Source organism: Cohnella rhizosphaerae, assembly GCF_029525575.1.
Classification (GTDB): domain Bacteria; phylum Bacillota; class Bacilli; order Paenibacillales; family Paenibacillaceae; genus Cohnella; species Cohnella rhizosphaerae.
On sequence record NZ_JAPDIA010000003.1, the window covers coordinates 1,334,764 to 1,352,109 of the forward strand.

Annotated in this window: 11 protein-coding genes and 2 pseudogenes; 9 read left to right on the forward strand and 4 right to left on the reverse strand. The window is 59.3% G+C overall.

Annotated features, from left to right (window positions below; translation table 11 throughout):
* Positions 1 to 21: 21 nt before the first annotated feature.
* The 6 genes and pseudogenes from OMP40_RS11740 (at position 22) to OMP40_RS11765 (ending at position 9,254) form a co-directional block, all read left to right on the forward strand.
* On the forward strand, positions 22 to 2,319 hold the full coding sequence (locus tag OMP40_RS11740; RefSeq protein ID WP_277531501.1) for a helix-turn-helix domain-containing protein: 2,298 nt from the start codon (positions 22 to 24) through the stop codon (positions 2,317 to 2,319).
* 186 nt (positions 2,320 to 2,505) lie between these two features.
* The gene (locus OMP40_RS11745) at positions 2,506 to 4,227 is read left to right on the forward strand and encodes a type 2 periplasmic-binding domain-containing protein (RefSeq protein ID WP_277531504.1); all 1,722 of its coding nucleotides are present in this window, start codon (positions 2,506 to 2,508) and stop codon (positions 4,225 to 4,227) included.
* A gap of 75 nt (positions 4,228 to 4,302) precedes the next feature.
* The gene (locus tag OMP40_RS11750) at positions 4,303 to 5,205 is read left to right on the forward strand and encodes an ABC transporter permease (protein WP_277531506.1); all 903 of its coding nucleotides are present in this window, start codon (positions 4,303 to 4,305) and stop codon (positions 5,203 to 5,205) included.
* A 15-nt stretch (positions 5,206 to 5,220) separates the two neighbouring features.
* Positions 5,221 to 6,091: pseudogene (locus OMP40_RS11755) on the forward strand (carbohydrate ABC transporter permease).
* 5 nt (positions 6,092 to 6,096) lie between these two features.
* A complete protein-coding gene (locus OMP40_RS11760) occupies positions 6,097 to 8,079 on the forward strand; it encodes a hypothetical protein (RefSeq protein WP_277531508.1) in 1,983 nt (660 codons plus the stop codon).
* The gene (locus tag OMP40_RS11765) at positions 8,070 to 9,254 is read left to right on the forward strand and encodes a carbohydrate-binding protein (protein ID WP_277531510.1); all 1,185 of its coding nucleotides are present in this window, start codon (positions 8,070 to 8,072) and stop codon (positions 9,252 to 9,254) included. The genes OMP40_RS11760 and OMP40_RS11765 overlap by 10 nt, the downstream gene beginning before the upstream one ends.
* A 598-nt stretch (positions 9,255 to 9,852) precedes the next feature.
* Here the strand turns inward: OMP40_RS11765 and OMP40_RS11770 are convergent.
* Positions 9,853 to 11,823: an alpha-amylase family protein gene (locus OMP40_RS11770; protein WP_277531511.1), complete on the reverse strand. Its 1,971-nt coding sequence runs from the start codon at positions 11,821 to 11,823 to the stop codon at positions 9,853 to 9,855.
* A gap of 144 nt (positions 11,824 to 11,967) precedes the next feature.
* Between OMP40_RS11770 and OMP40_RS11775 the strand changes: the two genes are divergently transcribed.
* Positions 11,968 to 12,183, forward strand: a complete 216-nt coding sequence (locus OMP40_RS11775; protein WP_277531512.1) for a hypothetical protein — start codon at positions 11,968 to 11,970, stop codon at positions 12,181 to 12,183.
* A 362-nt stretch (positions 12,184 to 12,545) separates the two neighbouring features.
* A complete protein-coding gene (locus tag OMP40_RS11780; protein ID WP_277531514.1) occupies positions 12,546 to 12,845 on the forward strand; it encodes a helix-turn-helix transcriptional regulator in 300 nt (99 codons plus the stop codon).
* A gap of 59 nt (positions 12,846 to 12,904) precedes the next feature.
* Here OMP40_RS11780 and OMP40_RS11785 read toward each other — a convergent pair whose 3' ends face one another.
* Positions 12,905 to 13,285 carry a hypothetical protein gene (locus OMP40_RS11785; RefSeq protein ID WP_277531516.1) on the reverse strand — a complete coding sequence of 127 codons (381 nt, stop codon included), beginning with the start codon at positions 13,283 to 13,285 and terminating at the stop codon, positions 12,905 to 12,907.
* 762 nt (positions 13,286 to 14,047) lie between these two features.
* On the opposite strand from OMP40_RS11785, the gene OMP40_RS11790 reads away from it, so the two are divergent.
* Positions 14,048 to 15,187: an IS110 family RNA-guided transposase gene (locus OMP40_RS11790; protein ID WP_277531518.1), complete on the forward strand. Its 1,140-nt coding sequence runs from the start codon at positions 14,048 to 14,050 to the stop codon at positions 15,185 to 15,187.
* A 637-nt stretch (positions 15,188 to 15,824) separates the two neighbouring features.
* Here OMP40_RS11790 and OMP40_RS11795 read toward each other — a convergent pair.
* Positions 15,825 to 16,643, reverse strand: coding sequence for a sialate O-acetylesterase (locus tag OMP40_RS11795; RefSeq protein WP_277531519.1), 819 nt, complete (start codon positions 16,641 to 16,643; stop codon positions 15,825 to 15,827).
* A gap of 40 nt (positions 16,644 to 16,683) precedes the next feature.
* A pseudogene (locus OMP40_RS41515) lies at positions 16,684 to 17,313 on the reverse strand (sialate O-acetylesterase); the annotation flags it as partial.
* Between the last annotated feature and the right edge of the window lie 33 nt (positions 17,314 to 17,346).

Consider the following 17,346-nt stretch of genomic DNA (forward strand, 5'->3'; position numbering starts at 1 on the left):
CCCACTTATCGAGGTGCTTCTATGAGCAGGCTATTTTTGAACCGCATTTATTTGGGCATCATGCTTTCTTTCGCGCTTGTCCTGCTGATTCCCATGGGATTGCTGGGCACGTTGATCATCTCGCAGGTTCGAAGCGCGCTGGAGGAAGAGACGAAGAGCTCGGCGCTGTCGGCGCTGAACCAGACGAAGCTGGCGATCGATACGCGCGTGATGGAGCTGGACGAGATGTCCTATCAAATTTCCACGAACCGCTTTCTTCGCCAGCTCTTTAACGCGGACGGCGCCGCGGGACCGGACCAATATTTCACCATCGCCGATTTCGCAAGGGATTTTTCCAGCATTTCATCCGTCAACAAGTTTATTTCGGATGCCTTTATATACATGAAGAAGGACCGCACCTTCCTGACGCCGGTGACGAATTACTCCGCGGACCTGATCTACAGAAGCTACGGGCCGAGGGATTCGACCTACGAGCAATGGCTGGCGGAGCTGGAGCAGACGCACGACGGCCAGCTTCGGGCTTCCGCGCAGATCGGCACGATCGCGGACAAAGGCGTCAAATCGCTTATTTACTCCCGCACGCTTCAGTCTCAGGGCGGGCAGTCCACGGCCACGCTGCTGGCTTACATCCGCGAAGGCACGATCCGCTCCCTGTTCGAATCGCAGAGCAATCGCCTGAAGGGCGACTACTATATCGTCGACGAGAGCGGCGCCGTTATTTTCTCGACCGATCCGGACAATGCCATCCTGAAGTCGCCGATGCTAAGCGGGACGCATCAAGGAAATTTTGCAAGCTACCGGCTGGGCAAGCAGTCTTATATCGCCGTGACGGTGCCTTCCCAGGTGAGGGGCTGGAGTTATTACTCGGTCATCCGGCAGGACGTATTCATGAGCCGGGTCGATTGGATTCAAGGCATGATCTTGGCCGTCATGGCGGCGTGCCTGCTGCTCGGCTTCGCGCTGTCGGTCTATTTGTCGCGCAAAAACTATTTGCCGATCAAGCGGATTATCTCTTCGATTAACAAGGGAGGGAAGACGGAGCCGCATCTTGCGATCGATTATGACACGCTCATCGGCAAGATCGAAGAGACGTACGATAAAAAGTCCGAGCTCGAGCACCAGTTCAAGCAGCAGCTCCACAGTATCCGCTCGAATTTTATGAAAAAGCTGCTCATGAATACATACCGGAATCAAGGCGAGATCGACCGCATGCAGGAGGTGCTCAACATCCGGTGGAAGTCCGAATGGTTTAACGTCCTATTGATTCGGATCGACGACTTCGCGCCGCTGACCGAGCAGGGCGACGGCTATCGTCCGGATCTGGTTCGTCTCATCATCGTCAATATTGCCGAAGAGCTGTTTAACCAGCGTCATCAGGCGTTCTCCTATGAAGAGGAAGGGCAAATCACGCTGCTGGTCAATTACGGCGATCTGTCGGAGGCCGACATGTACCAGGAGACGGCGGACCTGATGAAGCAGCTCATCCAGTTTATCGGCGATCGCTTCCGAATCGATCTGAGCGCCGGCGCGGGCAATGTATGCCAGGGGCTGAGCGGCGTTCCGGGCGCTTGGGCCGAGGCGAAGCTGGCGCTGAGCCAGCGTTTGCTCCACGGGAAGCATTCCCTGACGATGTACCGGGATATTCCGCTCAGCAGCAATAGCTACTACTATCCGATGGATCTCGAGCTGCAAATCATGAACCATGTGCGAATCGGCGATGCCGAAGGCGCGGAGCGGCTGCTGGACCGGATCTACGAAGAGAACTATGTCAACCGCCGGCTACCGGTGTACCTGGTCAACTGCCTGTTCTTCGACATGGTCGGCACGATCGTCAAGGTGCTGGACGGCGTGCAGGCCAATCACGAAGAAGTGTTCGGCGAAAACGCGGATATGGTCGCCACGCTCATGCAGTGCGATACGGTGGACGAGATGCATCAGGAAATCAAGGAGATCTTGCGGAGGGTATGCGTCTATCTGCTGGACAGGCGGGAGAGCAACAATAACGATCTTCGCGATCGCATGATGGCCTATATCGAGGCGCATTATGCGGACAAGGAGCTGTCGCTGCTCGTGGCCGCCGATTATCTGGGCATGTCCAATTCGTACTTGAGCCGCTTCTTCAAGGACCATACCGGCTACAACTTCATCGATTACGTCACCCGGCTGCGCATTCAGCGGGCGAAGGCGCTTCTCTCCGGCACCGACCTGTCGATCACGGAGATCGCCGACAAGGTCGGCTACGGCAGCGCCAACTCCTTCATTCGAAGCTTCAAGAAGCTCGAATCCATCACGCCCGGGCAGTTCAAGGAAGGACGCTGACGGTCAACGTAAAGAACGGAATACGGCGGAAAAAAAGGAATATCGGACATGTAAACATCGGAACAGACGAAAATGACATGGCGATATACAGCTTCAAGGCGCGCTTGGTACGCTTCCTTCAGGCCGAACCGGCTCGAGCGTCAAGCGCCGGAACGGGCCGACCATACGATGAGGGGGACACGATGGATGGCAAGCATCTCCGCAGCATTCAAGAAAAAATCGACTTGGGGAACGATCCTGCTGGCGACGGCGGTGTCGGTAACCGGTTGCAGCACGAAAAACGAGACGTCGGCGACGAACGGCGCAACGGCGCCCGCTTCGACGGCACCTGCTTCCACGGCGGCCGGTACGAATTCGCCGCAGGCTTCGGCTCAGCCGCAAGAAGGCATGTATCCGATTGCGAGCGCGGACAAACCGATCACGCTCAAGGTGTGGATGGGGGCGGATCCGATTTTAAAGTATTTCAAAAATTACGGCGAGGTGCTGGCGTTCCAGGAGATGGAGAAGGCGACCGGCGTCAAGATCGAATGGATTCACCCTTCCGCCGGACAATCGCAGGAGCCGTTCAACCTGATGGTCGCTTCGCGCGACTTGCCGGACGTCATCCTTTACCCATGGGGCAATTCGCAGTTTCTGGCAGGCGGCGCGGACAAGTACGTGAAGGACGGCGTCATCATTCCGCTGAACGACTACATGAAGAACGCGCCAGATTATGCGAAGGTGCTGGAGTCGTTTCCGGAGATCAAGAAACGGGTGACGAACGACCAGGGGGAAATGGACTATATTTCATTAATGCAGCCCGATCTGACGATGCGCACGTACAACGGCTTTATGATCAGACAGGATTGGCTCGACAAAGCCGGCATGCCGATGCCGCGTTCGACGGACGATCTGTACAACACGCTGAAGGCGTTCCAGGACAAGGACGTCAACGGCAACGGCAAAAAGGACGAATACTTCAGCGCCACCGGCATGGACAAAGGCATTCTCGGCATCGAGAAGCTGCTCTATCCGTTCGGCGCGACCGCCGGCAACGACGCGTTCATCCAGCGCGACGGCAAGGTCGTGTTCAGCCCGGCAGATCCGGCGTTCAAGGAAGGCGTCGCTTATTTGAATAAGCTGTACAAGGAAGGCCTGCTGGACCCCGAATACATGCTGAACGACAATACGAAGCTGCAGCAGAAATATACGAACGGAACCGTAAGCGCTTCCTATTCTTCGGCGGGACGCGTCGCGAGCTGGGCGCCCGGCATTCAGGCGACAGATGCCAATGCTGCGCTGGCGCCGATCCCGTCTCTGACCGGACCTGACGGCAAGGGCTACTGGTTCGAACAGAATACGGCGAATATTACGAATCCGGGCGTCAGTCTGGCGATCACGACCGCCAACAAGCATCCGGCCGAGACGATGGCATGGTGGAACTGGGTATTCACGCAGGCAGGAAAAATGGCGTTCAACTACGGCAAGGAAGGCGTCACCTACGAAATGGCGGACGGCAAGCCGAAGTTTACGGACATGATCACGAAAGATCCGCAGGGTCGCACGCAAAACGAAATGCTGACGCTGACCGCGCCGGCGGCCGGTCTTCCGACGCTGAACGATCTGGAGGCGACGAAGCTGCAGAAGTCCGAAGTAGAATGGAATGCCTTCCAGACCTGGGGCGACAACATGCCGGACAACTCGGGCATCATGCCTCCGGTTACGTTCAACGAACAGGAAATGGACGTGATGACCGCGAAGAAGCCGGCCATCGACGACTACCAGAAGCAAATGCTCGACAAGTTCATTACCGGCAGAGTATCGCTCGACAAATGGGAGACCGAGTTCGTGCCGCAGCTGAAGAAGCTCGGCATTGACGAAGTCACGGCAGCGTACCAGTCGGCGCTGGAGCGCTACAATCAACGATAAGCGATTCGGGCGGAAGGCCGGCGCGTCCGCCGGCTTTCTTCCCCGTCGCCGCGCAAGCGGAAGGGAGAGGATGCGATGAGGGCGCTTCGCAAGCATAAATACGTTTATTTCATGATGCTGCCGGTCATGGTTTATTTTATCGTTTTCTATTACGTGCCGATGGCGGGGCTTGCGCTCGCGTTCAAGGACTACACCTTGAAGTACGGCTTGATCGGCAACCTGTTCGAGACGCCGTTCGTGGGCTTCAAGCATTTCGAGGCGTTTTTCTCCAGCGTGGCCTTCAAGCAGGTGCTTACGAATACGATTTTGCTCAGCTTGTACGGGATCATCTTTTCTTTTCCCGCGCCGATCATTCTGGCGCTGCTGCTCAACGAGCTGCGCGTCAAATGGTTTAAAAACACGGTGCAGAGCATCACCTACATGCCGCACTTCATCTCGCTCGTCGTCATCAGCGGCATCATCATCGACCTGACCTCCCTCAACGGATTGATCAACACGATCATCGGGGCGCTCGGCGGCCAGAAGATCACGTTTTTGCTGGAGCCCGCCTACTTCCGGACGATCTTCGTCGCCTCCGAGGTATGGCAGCAGGTCGGCTGGAGCTCCATCATCTACTTGGCCGCGATCGCCGGCATCGATTCGGACATGTACGAGGCGGCCGTCATGGACGGCGCCGGACGCTGGCGGAAGATCGTCAGCATTACGCTGCCCAGCCTGCTGCCGACGATCATGGTTCTGCTGATCCTCCGGATCGGACAGATGCTCAATATCGGCGTGGAGAAAATCATTCTGCTGTACCAGCCCATGACCTACGAGACGGCCGACGTCATCTCTTCCTACGTGTTCCGGCAGGGCATTCTGAACCTGCAGATCAGCTATACGACCGCAGTCGGCTTGTTCAACTCGGTCATTAACTTCGCGCTGCTCGTATGCGCCAACCGGCTGAGCAAAAAAATGACGCAGAACAGCTTGTGGTAAGGAGGACAATACGAAATGGTTGCGAAGCGTTCGCTCGGCGATATCGTTTTTGATACGGTCAATATCGTATTCCTGACCTTGCTGGTCGTCGCCACGCTGTACCCGTGCCTTTACGTGCTGCTCGCCTCTTTGAGCGAGCCCGCGGAGGTGGCGCGGGCGCAAGGCTTGCTGTTTATTCCCAAAAAGCTGCAGCTGGGCAGCTATGCGCTCGCCTTCGACAATCCGAATATTATATCCGGCTATATCAATACGATCGTGTACGTCGGTCTCGGAACGGCGCTGAACCTGCTGATGACGCTGATGGGCGCCTACGGCTTGTCGAGGAAATATTTGTACGGCCGCAATTTGTTTATGTTCGTCATCGTGTTCACGATGTTTTTCTCCGGCGGCCTCATTCCGATGTACTTGACGTACAAGTCGCTCGGGTTCTACGACAACATGGCGGCGATGATCGTTCCGTATGCGATCAATGCCTTCTATTTAATCATCCTTCGCACGTTTTTTCTGACCATTCCGGACAGTCTCGAGGAATCCGCCAAGATCGACGGCGCCAACGATTTTACGATCCTGTTCCGAATCATGGTGCCGCTGGCGCTGCCGGCGATGGCCGTCGTGACGCTGTACTATGCGGTCGACAACTGGAACACCTATTTGCGCGGCGTCATCTTTTTTGCAGGACCGCGACTTGTATCCGATTCAGGTCATCCTGCGCGAGATACTGATTCAAAACGTCACGAGCTCGCAGAACGGCGACATCACGTCGGAGGTGGCGGAAAACGTGAAGTACGCCACGATCGTCATCGCGACCTTGCCGATATTGTGCGTGTATCCGTTTTTGCAGCGCTACTTCGTGAAGGGCGTCATGATCGGCGCCGTGAAGGGTTGAGGCCGATGGACGATTTTAAATCGCCTTCCAGCCGCTACCGGCCGGTCGCATTCTGGTCCTGGAACGACAAGCTGGAGGCGGCCGAGCTGGTCCGGCAGATCCGGGAGATGGACGAACAGGGCTGGGGCGGCTTCTTCATGCATGCCCGCGCCGGACTGGAGACGCCTTATCTGTCCGAAGAATGGTTCGACTGCGTCGAGACTTGCGTGAACGAAGCCAAATCGAGAGGCATGCAGGCTTGGATCTATGACGAGGACACCTGGCCGAGCGGCTGGGCGGGCGGCTTGATTCCGAGACTCGGCGAGGAATACCGCGAGAAGCATCTCTTTCTGGCGGAAAACGAAATTCCGCACCACCCCGACGACATCCGCATGCTGAAAATATACAAAGCGAACAGGCGATACGCGGCGGAAGCCGCGTACTATAGAGATCGCTCGTCCGCGTACCGATTGGAAAATATCGCGGAAATTACGCAAGAAGAAGCCATCAGGGAACACGGGGACGAAGTAATCCTGTATTTCTACCAATGGACGGCGCCGCTGACGAATCCGAGGTATCGGGGCGCGAGCTACGTCGATCTGCTGAATCCGAAGGTAGCCGAAGCCTTTATCGCGTCGACGCACGAGCGTTACAAGGAGGCGATCGGCGCGGAATTCGGCGCGACCGTGCCCGGGAGCTTCACGGACGACCTGACCGTGCTCTGGAATATTTGGGGGAGAAAGAAGCAGGCGCTGCCGTGGACGACGTCGATTCCGGAGCGGTTTATTGCCAGATACGGCTACGACTTGCTGGACTGCTTGCCCCAATTGTATTTTCCGCTGGAAGGCTGCGAACGGGTGCGAATCCATTTTCACGATCTGGTGAACGATCTTTTCGTGGAGAGCTATACGAAGATACTGCACGAATGGTGCGAGCGGAACGGCTTGAAGTCCACCGGCCATCTGATGGGCGGCGATCCGATCATGTCGTACATGCGGCACTTTGAATATATGCAGGTTCCGGGGGATCGACCATCTGGCGCTGGAGAGCGATCAGCTGCTCGGCCTGCGCCAGCTCGACAGCGCCGTCTGTCAATTCGGCAAGGAAGGCGGACTCTGCGAAACGTTCGGCGCGGCCGGGCAAAACCTGACGATGGAGGACCAGAAATGGATCTCCAACTGGCTGTTCCTGAACAGCGTCACGGTGCTGACGCCACACTTGTCCTCCTATTCGCTTCGGGGGGGAGCCGCAAGCGGGACCATCCGCCCAACCTGTTCTATCAGCAGCCGTGGTGGGGCGACAACCGGCTGATGGCCGATTATCAGGCGCGGGTGAGCTATGCGCTTAGCCAGGGCGTCAGGGTCAAGGACGTGCTGGTGCTGCATGTACAGGACAGCGCATTTGCGGCGCATACGCCCCTTCGTCCGGAAGCCGGCGGGCTGGCGGCGAAGAAGCTGGAAAAGGTGCTCCGCCGTCTGCTGGAGGCCCGTTACGACTTCGACCTGGGCGACGAGAGCATCCTGGCGCGGCACGGATCGGTAGAGGGGGGCCGAGCTGGCGGTGGGGCACGGACGGTATCGCTGCGTCGTCATTCCGCCTGTGCTGACGATCCGCGCGAGCACGTTGACGCTGCTGGATGCCTTCATGAAGGGCGGCGGCGTCGTGATTTATTTCAGGGGGAGCCGCCGGCTATGGTCGACGGACTGCCGGGCGGCGGCCGCGCGTACGAGGCGCTGCTGCAAGGCGCCTTGCCGGCGGGCTTGCACCATCTGGAGGCGCTGCTGCGGTCGAAGCTGCCGCCGCGAATCCGGATCGAGGAGACGAACGGCGGGGCGGCCGCGTCTATTTATTGTCATCAGCGCCGGGTCGACAGCGGCTATTTGTACTTTATCATCAATCACGGCAGAACGAATGCGGCGGAGCTCCTCGTACGAATACCGGAGCAAGGCCGTCTGCGCGTGATGAATGCGGAAAACGGGGGAGGTGGAGGAAGCCGTCGTTGCGCTTGAGGGGGGCTGCGGACGGTGGGAAGGAAGCTTGGGGCCAGCGTGAGGCTGCTTCGGCCCATCCCGAGGGAGCACAGGGCCATCGCGAGGATGCCTGGGCGGTTCGCGCGGATGCACAGGGCCATCGAGAGGATGCTTGGGCGGTTCGCGCGGGCAGCGGTTTGGCTTATCGGACTACGCTCGCGCCAAGCGGATCGTTGATTCTCCTGCTCGATACGGAGGAGGCGCCATCGACTGGCGGCGACATACGCCGGCAGGCGCATGCCGAGCGCGTCGTCCCGATCGCGGATTGGGAGCTTCGGCCGCTCGAGCCGAACATGCTGCTGATGGACCATTGTTCCGTCCGCTTGCCCGGACAGAAGGACGACGGCGTTCCGGTGATTCACTGGAAGGCGGAGCAGTCGATTCGCGAGGCGAAGGCGGCGGCGTATACGGTTACTTACGCCTTCCGCATCGGAAGCTGGGACGGACGGCAGGCCGAACTGATCCTCGAATCGCCCGAGCGCTATACGATCGCCGTCAACGGAACGGTCGTCGATGCGAAGCCGCAAGGCTGGTGGAAGGATATCAGCTTCAAGCGGATTCCGCTGCCGCAGGGCTGCCTGAGACAAGGCGACAATACGATCTCGATATCGGGTACGAAGGCGGACGCGCCTTCCATAGAGGCGGCATACTTGATCGGAGATTTCGGCGTGGAGCTGCAGGATGGGCGGATCGGCGTCCTGAACCGGCGGGAGGATCGCCGCGCGGGCGCGGATTTGACCTTGGAGGGGTATCCCTTTTATGCAGGCAGCGTCGTCCTGTCCGCCGAGGTCCCGCTAGCACTCAAGCCCGATGCGCGTTATGTGCTGACGATGGACGCGATGGAGGCGATCACGGTCCATCTGTCCGTTAACGGCACGGACGCCGGCGCGATGCTGTGGCGGCCTTACGAGATCGACGTGACCGCCTTGCTGCGCGAAGGCAGGAACCGGATCTCGCTGCGGCTCGCGAGCTCGCTTCACAATCTGTTGGGCCCTCACCACCACTGGGAGGGAGAGATCAAGGGGCCGATGGTGCACTTCGGCAGCTTCAGCGATGAAGCCAACTGGAGCCGGACGTACGCGCTGTGCCCGTTCGGGGTGCGGAGCGTTCGATTGGTCGAATGGCATGAAAGCGTCAAGCGTAATGGCGATTAACTAGACACGGTGGAGACGGGGATTGTAAGCAGGGTGCTGGGAAATGGGAGTTGGGAGTTGGCGGCAGGGGACTGAGAGCTGGGTTGGCTGGGGGCGATAAGTGTTCAAAAGCAGTTAATCGGCGCGCGGATCGGGGCTGCGGAGAAAATAAGTGTTCAACCGCATTTATTTTCTTCAAAACGGGTTCAAAATGCTCGAACGTGAAAGATTAATTGCGTTTCAACACTTATTTTGCTCAAAGATGTCGTGATCGAGGGAATTAACTGCGTTTCGACACTTATTTATTTTAAGGCGTCGTGACCGCCGAGGCCATGAACTGCATTCAACCGTTCGTATAAACCGTTAATGGAGAGACTGCGAGAAAAAGGACGCCAAACCCGCGGGCTTGGCGTCCTTCCTGCTGCAATCGCCTTTCAGCGCATTCGAGAGTCTTTCAGTTATTCGACAGTCTTTCAGTTATTCGACAGCCGTCAGTTATTGGACGACCTGTTCGGCCCATTCGACGAGCCGGGACGGAATAGATCAGGCCGGATAGCGGCCCCGGGCGCAGATTCGCCGGTCTCCGAGCGACTATTCGATGCCGCCTCTTGCCAAGCCGTCACGCCCACCGCAGCTCGACCATCTGATGGCATTCGACGACGGGCACCGTATACGTAACGGCGCCATTTCGCGTCTCGAACGGGAGCTCCGTCATCTGCGGGACGAGACGAACGCCGGCGATCGCGCGATCCGTCCGAACCTCGCATTGAACCTCGTATACGGGGAGCAGGTCTTCGACGATCTCGACGTCCTTCCCCCGGCGGACGGGCGAGGCGTAGAGCAGATGATGGATGAGGCGGCGCTCGCCCGGCTGCTCCTGCAGCGTCGTCACGCCCTGCGCCGGCAGGCTTACGCGAAGCGCGGGCTCCGGAAGCAGACGGCTTAAGGCATAGTCCGCGATCTGGCGAAGCGACAGGCTGCCGTTGTCCGCGTAGTCCGCGAACAGATTCCAGCCGATGTAGATGCCGGCGTCATGTTCGATCATGGCGGGCTCGCTGCTGCGCTTGTCGTTCGGCGTATGGCGGTGCGAGGAGAAGGCGAACGCGTCCCGGTTAAAATACGGATTTTCCCGGTAGCCGAGCACGGTGCCGCCGCCAACCTCGATCCGCTGTCCTTCGCCGTACATGACGCTCGCCGCGCCTTCGCCGGGGCCGAACGCGGCCGCCGGCACGAAGTAGTCCGGGCAGAACGGATTAGGTCCCGTCCAGCGCGCGCCGAAGTCGACGGCGAAGCCCGAGCCGTCCGGCCGCAGCGCGGAGGTGCCCGTCGCGAGCACTTTGCCGCCCTGCCGGACGAACGCCTCCAGCTTGGGCGCGACGACTTCGTCCGCGGGAATGACGTCCGGCAGAACGAGCACCGCATATTTGCTCCAGTCCGAGCTCGTATCGACGACGTCGAACAGCCTGTGCGTCTCGAGCAGCATCCGGATCGCGCCTTTGTCCGCTTGGGCGAGCAGACTGCTCGCGCCTTCGAAGCGGCCCGACGCTTCCACGCCGAGGACGGCGATGTCGGCGACGCTGACGGCATCCTTGCACCAGGCTTCCTTGGCCTCCACCTCGCGGTAGGCTTCCCCGATCAGCCGGTACGTCGCCTCGTCCATCAGGCCGTCCGGGTGCAGCTGGTCCCCGACGGAGCAGCCGGCGCCGTTCGCCAGGCTGAGCGCCGCCTCGTACCGCAGCGCGTTCGGATGCTTGTAGCCGCCGAATTCGCCCCAGGACAAGTGGAACTTGCCGGTCATGCCGAGAAACGGACGGCCGAGCTGCTGGACGTAACGCGCGGACAGCGGGAAGTGGTCGTAGCCCCAGCCGCCCGTAGGCAGCGATTCCAGCTCCAGGTGATGCGTGTTCAGGAAGGCCAGGTCGCGCCTGCCTTGCGGGATATGGCCGCCGTTGTGGAACACCGGCAGGTCGGGGCGATGCTTGCGGACGGCTTCGTTCGTCCGCTCCGCGTAACGGAGGTACGTGCGCTCCCGCAAAGGCCGCATCGCGGCTTCGTCGCGGGGATCGATGCCTTCCGCGCGCGCGGCCCGGACGCAGAATTGGCAGTAGCATTTGCGGATGCCGACGATGTCGAGGAAGATGCCGTCCGCGTCGTACTTCTGCACGACCTCCTCGATCTGGGCGACGAGGATATTGAGGTAAGGCGTGTTCATGCAAAACTCGTGGTAGCCCGGCGTGAGAAAGTCGGGCGCCCATTGCGTCGATTCGTCGGCGCGGCGGACGAGCCACTCCGGATGAAGTCGGGCGAGCTTCTCGTCGAGACCCGCCGACAGATAGACCGGCGTCTTGACGCCGATCGCATGCGCGGCTTCGATCTGGGCGCCGAGCAGGTCGAATGAGAGATGCGGATGCATTTCGTTGGCCGTCGTCGGATGGTAGGCCCACCCGTGATGGCATTTCGAGAACACCGTGATCGAGTCGACATGCCCGAGCTTCAGCATCGCCTGGAACTGCTCGGCCGAAAACGACGCGCCGATCCCTTCGATCAGCTCCGACGTGTGAAAATCCAAATGTACCTGGCGAAAACGCATGGGACAGCCCCCTTGGGATACTTGGTATGCCCTCAGTGTAAGGCGGGCAGGCATCTACGGATAGGCATCGAACCGACAACCTCTAGCACAAAAACGACTTCAGCGTTTATGATGGATAAAACGACGGGAGCGGGAGGTGCGCAAGTGGAGTGCATCCAGTGGCAAATGCCGCCGATACCGCAGCTGGTGACGGCGGGGCACGGAACATGGCGTCCGGGCATGCAGCATTTCCGGCGATCCTTCGGTCTTTACGACATCATATTCGTCAAGTCGGGATGCCTGTACATGGAGGAGGACGGCGTTGAGTATGCGATCGGTCCCCATCATTTACTCGTGCTGGAGCCGGGGGAAGGTACATGAGGGGTATCGGCCTTGCGAAGCGGAGACGGAGCTTTATTGGTTTCACGTTAAGCACGATTCCGAACACCGGCTTGTCGCCTCCGATGACATTCCCTGGTCGCTCGTGCTGCGCCAAGGAACGGACAAAGACCTTCAGCCGGGCATGCAGCCCGTCTTTATTCCAAAGTTCGGGACGTTTCGGATGGACGAAGCCTGGGCGGCGCTGGATCGGCTGGTCAAGCTGCACGACAGGCTGACGGTCGAGGGCGTATGGCGCATGCAGGCCGCATTCGTGCAGCTGCTGTCCGTCATGCAGCAGTTCGTCCGGGGGAGCGGCGACCGAGACCCGCTCGAGCCGGCTGGCCGAGGAGGTGTCGGCGTATTTGCGCCGCGTCGCCTTCGAGCCGTTCGAGATGGCGTCGCTGGAGCGGGAATTCCATTTTCATCCGGACTACATCGCCCGCTGCATGAAGCGGCACGCCGGCATGAGCCCGGTCGAGTACGTGCGGCACGTTCGGGTGGAAAAGGCGCGCAGGCTGCTGGAGCACTCGCCCGAGCTGTCCGTGAAGCAAATCGCGGAGGCCGTCGGGATCGCGGATCCGAACTATTTCGGCCGCCTGTTCCGCAAGGAAGCGGGCATGTCGCCCGCGGCCTATCGGAGGCTGCATGCGGGGTACGCGTGAAGGGGGGATCAGGTGCGCATGCAGGTTCACGCTTGGCGGACCGGCGGGAGCACGGCGGTTCAAGTATGGACGTAGATCGACACTTGGCGTGTTGGCGGGAACGCGGCGGACCAAGTATGGACGTAGATCGATACTTGGCGTGTTGGCGGGTGCGCGGCGGACCAAGTATGGACGTAGATCGATACTTGGCGTGATGACGGGTGCGCGGCGGACCAAGTATGGACGTAGATCGACACTTGGCGTGTTAGCAGGAGCGCGGCGGACCAAGTATGGACGTAGATCGACACTTGGCGTGTTAGCGGGAGCGCGGCGGTCCAGGTATGGACGTAGATCGACACTTGTTGTGTTGGCGGGAACGCGGCGGACCAATTATGGACGTAGATCGATACTTGGCGTGTTAGCGGGCGCGCGGCGGACCAAGTATGGATGTAGATCGACACTTGGCGTGTTAGCGGGATCGCGGCGGACCAAGTGTGGACGTAGATCGATACTTGGCGTGTTGGCGTGGAGGCGAGGCGGCAGGCAGGGAAGCGCTGGCCTAGGCGACGCGCTGGACGAGCCTCCGAATAATAGGCTAGTGCCAACCTGCAAATGTGTAGCATTCATGGCCAGTATCGCGTTTTTGCCGATCTTTCGCGCAAAAGCACACATTATCTCGTCTATTTAAGCAATAACGCGAGTGGTTCGGGTAAGGTTCGGGTAAGTATCCTGCGCTTTTTTTACGCGATAGGCGAAAGCGGCGAACAGGTGCGGTTCTCGATCGGAAGGAGAAAAGCAGACATCGCAACGATCGGCCGCGCATCGCGCAGCCGAATGGTGCGGTGTTTAGTATAAAATCACGGAGAATACGTAACCTTCGTTCGCAAGCCTTGCGGCGACGATCGGTGGGAAGGTAAGCGAGTTGGCACAAATGAAAACTGCGGGGTAGCAGATGAATGCGAGTCAGGAAGCGGGTACCGGACTCAGCGGACCCAGGCGACGCTATTTTCGTTAAAACCGGTCCATTTGCGATCGTTTCGGACTGGAGGGACGTTATCAACCCGGATCGCTGCTCAACAAGGCCGGAAATCTCTCTTTAGTTATCATGAACGAAACCGACATCCTGTTTGCTTATCTCGGAGGTTACATTTGGGAAAAATGGCGTTTACAGAAACAACCCATTTACCAAATACAGAGCTCAAAGCAAAAGGAGTCGGTTTAGTATGAGTATGGCCATCAAGTACGTAGGTTTAGACGTATCCAAATCCAAAATCGCGGTTGCCTTCGCGGATGAGGGACGAGGAGAAGCACGGTACTTTGGCGTCATCGAGCATAGCAAGGAAGCGGTATTGAAACTCCTGCAAAGGCTGCGTCGTCCGGGTGAGAAAGAGGAGGTGACTTTAAGGGTCTGTTACGAGGCAGGTCCCACCGGCTATGTGCTCTATCGTTGGCTATTGACGGCAGGCATCGCTTGCAGCGTGGTCGCGCCCTCGCTCATTCCCAAGCGTGCCGGCGACCGGGTCAAAACAGACAAACGGGATGCCATTCGACTCGCACAGCTGTATCGCGCAGGAGAACTGACGCCGGTATACGTGCCCACGCCAGCAGACGAAAGCTTGCGGGATCTCGTTCGCGCACGCGAGGATGCGGTCGAGGATTTGAATCGTTTTAAGCAACGACTGGGCAAGTTTCTGCTTCGCCACCAGCTTCAGGACGCCAAAGGCGCCAAACCCGGAACTTTCGCGTACGAGGAATGGCTGGATACGCTGCGTTTTCCCGAGGACAGCTGCAAACAAATGACCTTTCAGGAGTACCGCCAATCGATTTGGGAAACGAAGGAGCGAATCAAGCGATACGAAAAGCAAATTGAAGAACAAGCCGCTTTAAGCGAGCAGGCGCCGGTCGTTCAAGCGCTGCAAGCCTTGCGAGGCGTAGCAGCCGTCACAGCCGTTACGCTTTCATCCGAGATGATGAGCAGCGACCGCTTTCACTCCGCCTCTTCGTTTATGAGTTACTGCGGACTGGTCAGCAGCGAATACTCCTCGGGAAGCAGCCGCTGGCAAGGCCGTATAACGAAAGCCGGGAATGCGCATCTGCGTCGGGTACTGGTGGAAGCCGCGAAAAGTTACCGACACGCGCCCGCGATTCGCAGAAGAATGCGCGACCGTATCGAGGGGCTGCCACCGGAGGTTCAGTCGATTGCCTGGAGCGCGCAGCATCGATTACACAAGAAGTATTGGAGTCTGGCGCGAAGAGGAAAGCACAAGGGTTGCATCGCGGTCGCGATTGCCAGAGAACTGGCGGGGTTTGTATGGGCGATTGCTAAGGAGATCGAGAAGCTTCGTTTGCAAGCAGCGGTGTAAAACAACGGGTCCGAACAAAGGAGGCGATTGAGGGGGAAGCGATTCTTTTTTTACCTCAGAGGCAAAATCAGGCAAGGTGGAGAGAAAACCGCGTGAGCCGCTTGAGCAAGCGAATGCTTATGCTCGTCAATAGTTAGCGGGTAAGCTCTCCAGACGTATGAATAACATGTGTGAATCCACGAATATCAGATTGCCGACCAGCGAATTGCTTTTGCCTCTGAGCTAAAGAAGAATTGCCCCCTTCCGTCCCCTAAAGGGGAAACGCAGGGAGCGACGCCCCCCTGCACCCCGTTACTCGCCGTAGGGGCACCTCCGGGCATTTCCATGCCGGAGATCCAGAAAAGTATGGGAAATGATGCGACCGCCTGTAAAGAAAATCGCTTGACAGGCTTCTATTCGCTATTGTCAAAAACACGGGTGCAAACAGAGACGCTTGACAGTTTCGTTCATATCAGCGGCTCCTGGGTCCGCGAGGGGGGCCGCAAATCGGGATGGAAACAAAAATAGCGGCGCCTCAGTCCGTCCGCTAAGCGCTCATGCGCGAACAACAAGTCCGCAAGCCGCTTTTACTAATGACGCTTACGGACACCTCTTCGATAAGAGGCTCTAAGCGGCTCTAAGCGGCTCTCATCGGATCTCAGCGGTTCTCATCGTACTGCGCCCCCGAGATCGGAAATCCGTAAAACCCGAGCAGCGGCATATAGGTGTCGCTGTCGAGGGGAAGGTGGGCGACCGGATTCCGCTCGTAGGCGCCATGCAGACGGCTCTCGCCGCGGACGGCACGCGTCAGCGTCAGCTTGATCGTACGGGGGCCGACGATCTCGCACTGCTTGACGGGAATGAGCCCTGCGTCGTCTTCGGCCGTGAAGACGCGTTCCAACGAACCCGTATGCAGCAAATATCCCGCGACGTAGTCGAATGTCAGTTCGATCGTCGGTTCGATCGTCGGTTCGGCAGCCGCCGGGTCCGGCGACGTCAGCCGCGCGGCCGCGATCTCCGGCGCACGACAGTGAACCGGCCGGCCGTAAACTTCGGACAGCGCGGCCCGCGCGAGCCGCTCCCCGATCAGCAGGTTGCCGGCGGGACTGTTGTGAATCTCGTCCGACAACGGACAATCGAGCGCGGGCACGACCGCGACATGCGGGATCTCGCGCGCCGCGCGCCGCTGCTGCTCGCGGACGGCGCCCCAGCATGCGTCGGCTTCGGGCGTCGGATTCGGCGCGGTATAGCGGTTCAACTGAACCGTCAGAAAAGGTAGACGCTCGCTGCCGCAATCCTCCCGCCAGCGATCGACCATCGCCCGGAACCGGCTCATATACGTCGGCGCTTCGTCCGGATTGCAATCCGAGCAGCCCTGGTACCACAGCACGCCGCGGACGCTGCCGCCGGCCGACGCGACGACCTCTTGCATCATCCGGTACAGCGTGCCGTCCTGTTCCGGATTCCACTTGCTCAAAGGCGATCCCCCCGAGCGCCGTCTGAACGAGGCCGACCGGCCAGCCCGTTTCCCGCTTGATCTTTCTCGCAAAAGCAAGAAACGGCGAATGTCCCGGATTGGCCGTCTCCCGGTTTTCCGCATGGAGCGTCTCCGTCGAATCGTTGAACGGATGGGCGGCCAGATCCCATCTGCCGCTGTTGCGCAGCAGGTGGATGCCGAGCTCCGGCGGATCGTTGACCGGACCTTTGCCGTAGCCGGCGGCATTGCTCTGTCCGGCGATCGCCCACAAATCGCCTACGCCGAGATGATGAATCATATCGCCGCGGACGTTCCACTCCATCGCGGGATTGCCGTCCGCCTGCAGCGAGGTCTCGAACCGGTACAAGCCGCCGCAAGGCACCCGCTCGATGCGGATATGCCAGGTCCGATCCACGCCACCCCGGTCCGCCCCTTCCCGATCCGCCCCCTCCCGATCCCCGTCCCCCGACATCTCGGCGGGCCGCCACGGGACGACGATCTCGCCCGTCTCCTCTTTGACGATGCGGGCGTACACCCGGCCGCGGATCGCGCGCTCGTCGGGCGGCTCCCAGGTGCCGCCGGCTTCTAGGACGGCTGCGCCTTCGCGCTGCTGCAGGATTTGCCAGGGCTGCGGTCCATGGCGAATGACGACGCCGATTTGCTTAACCATGCACGATTAGACCCCTTCTACTTAAAGTCTCGC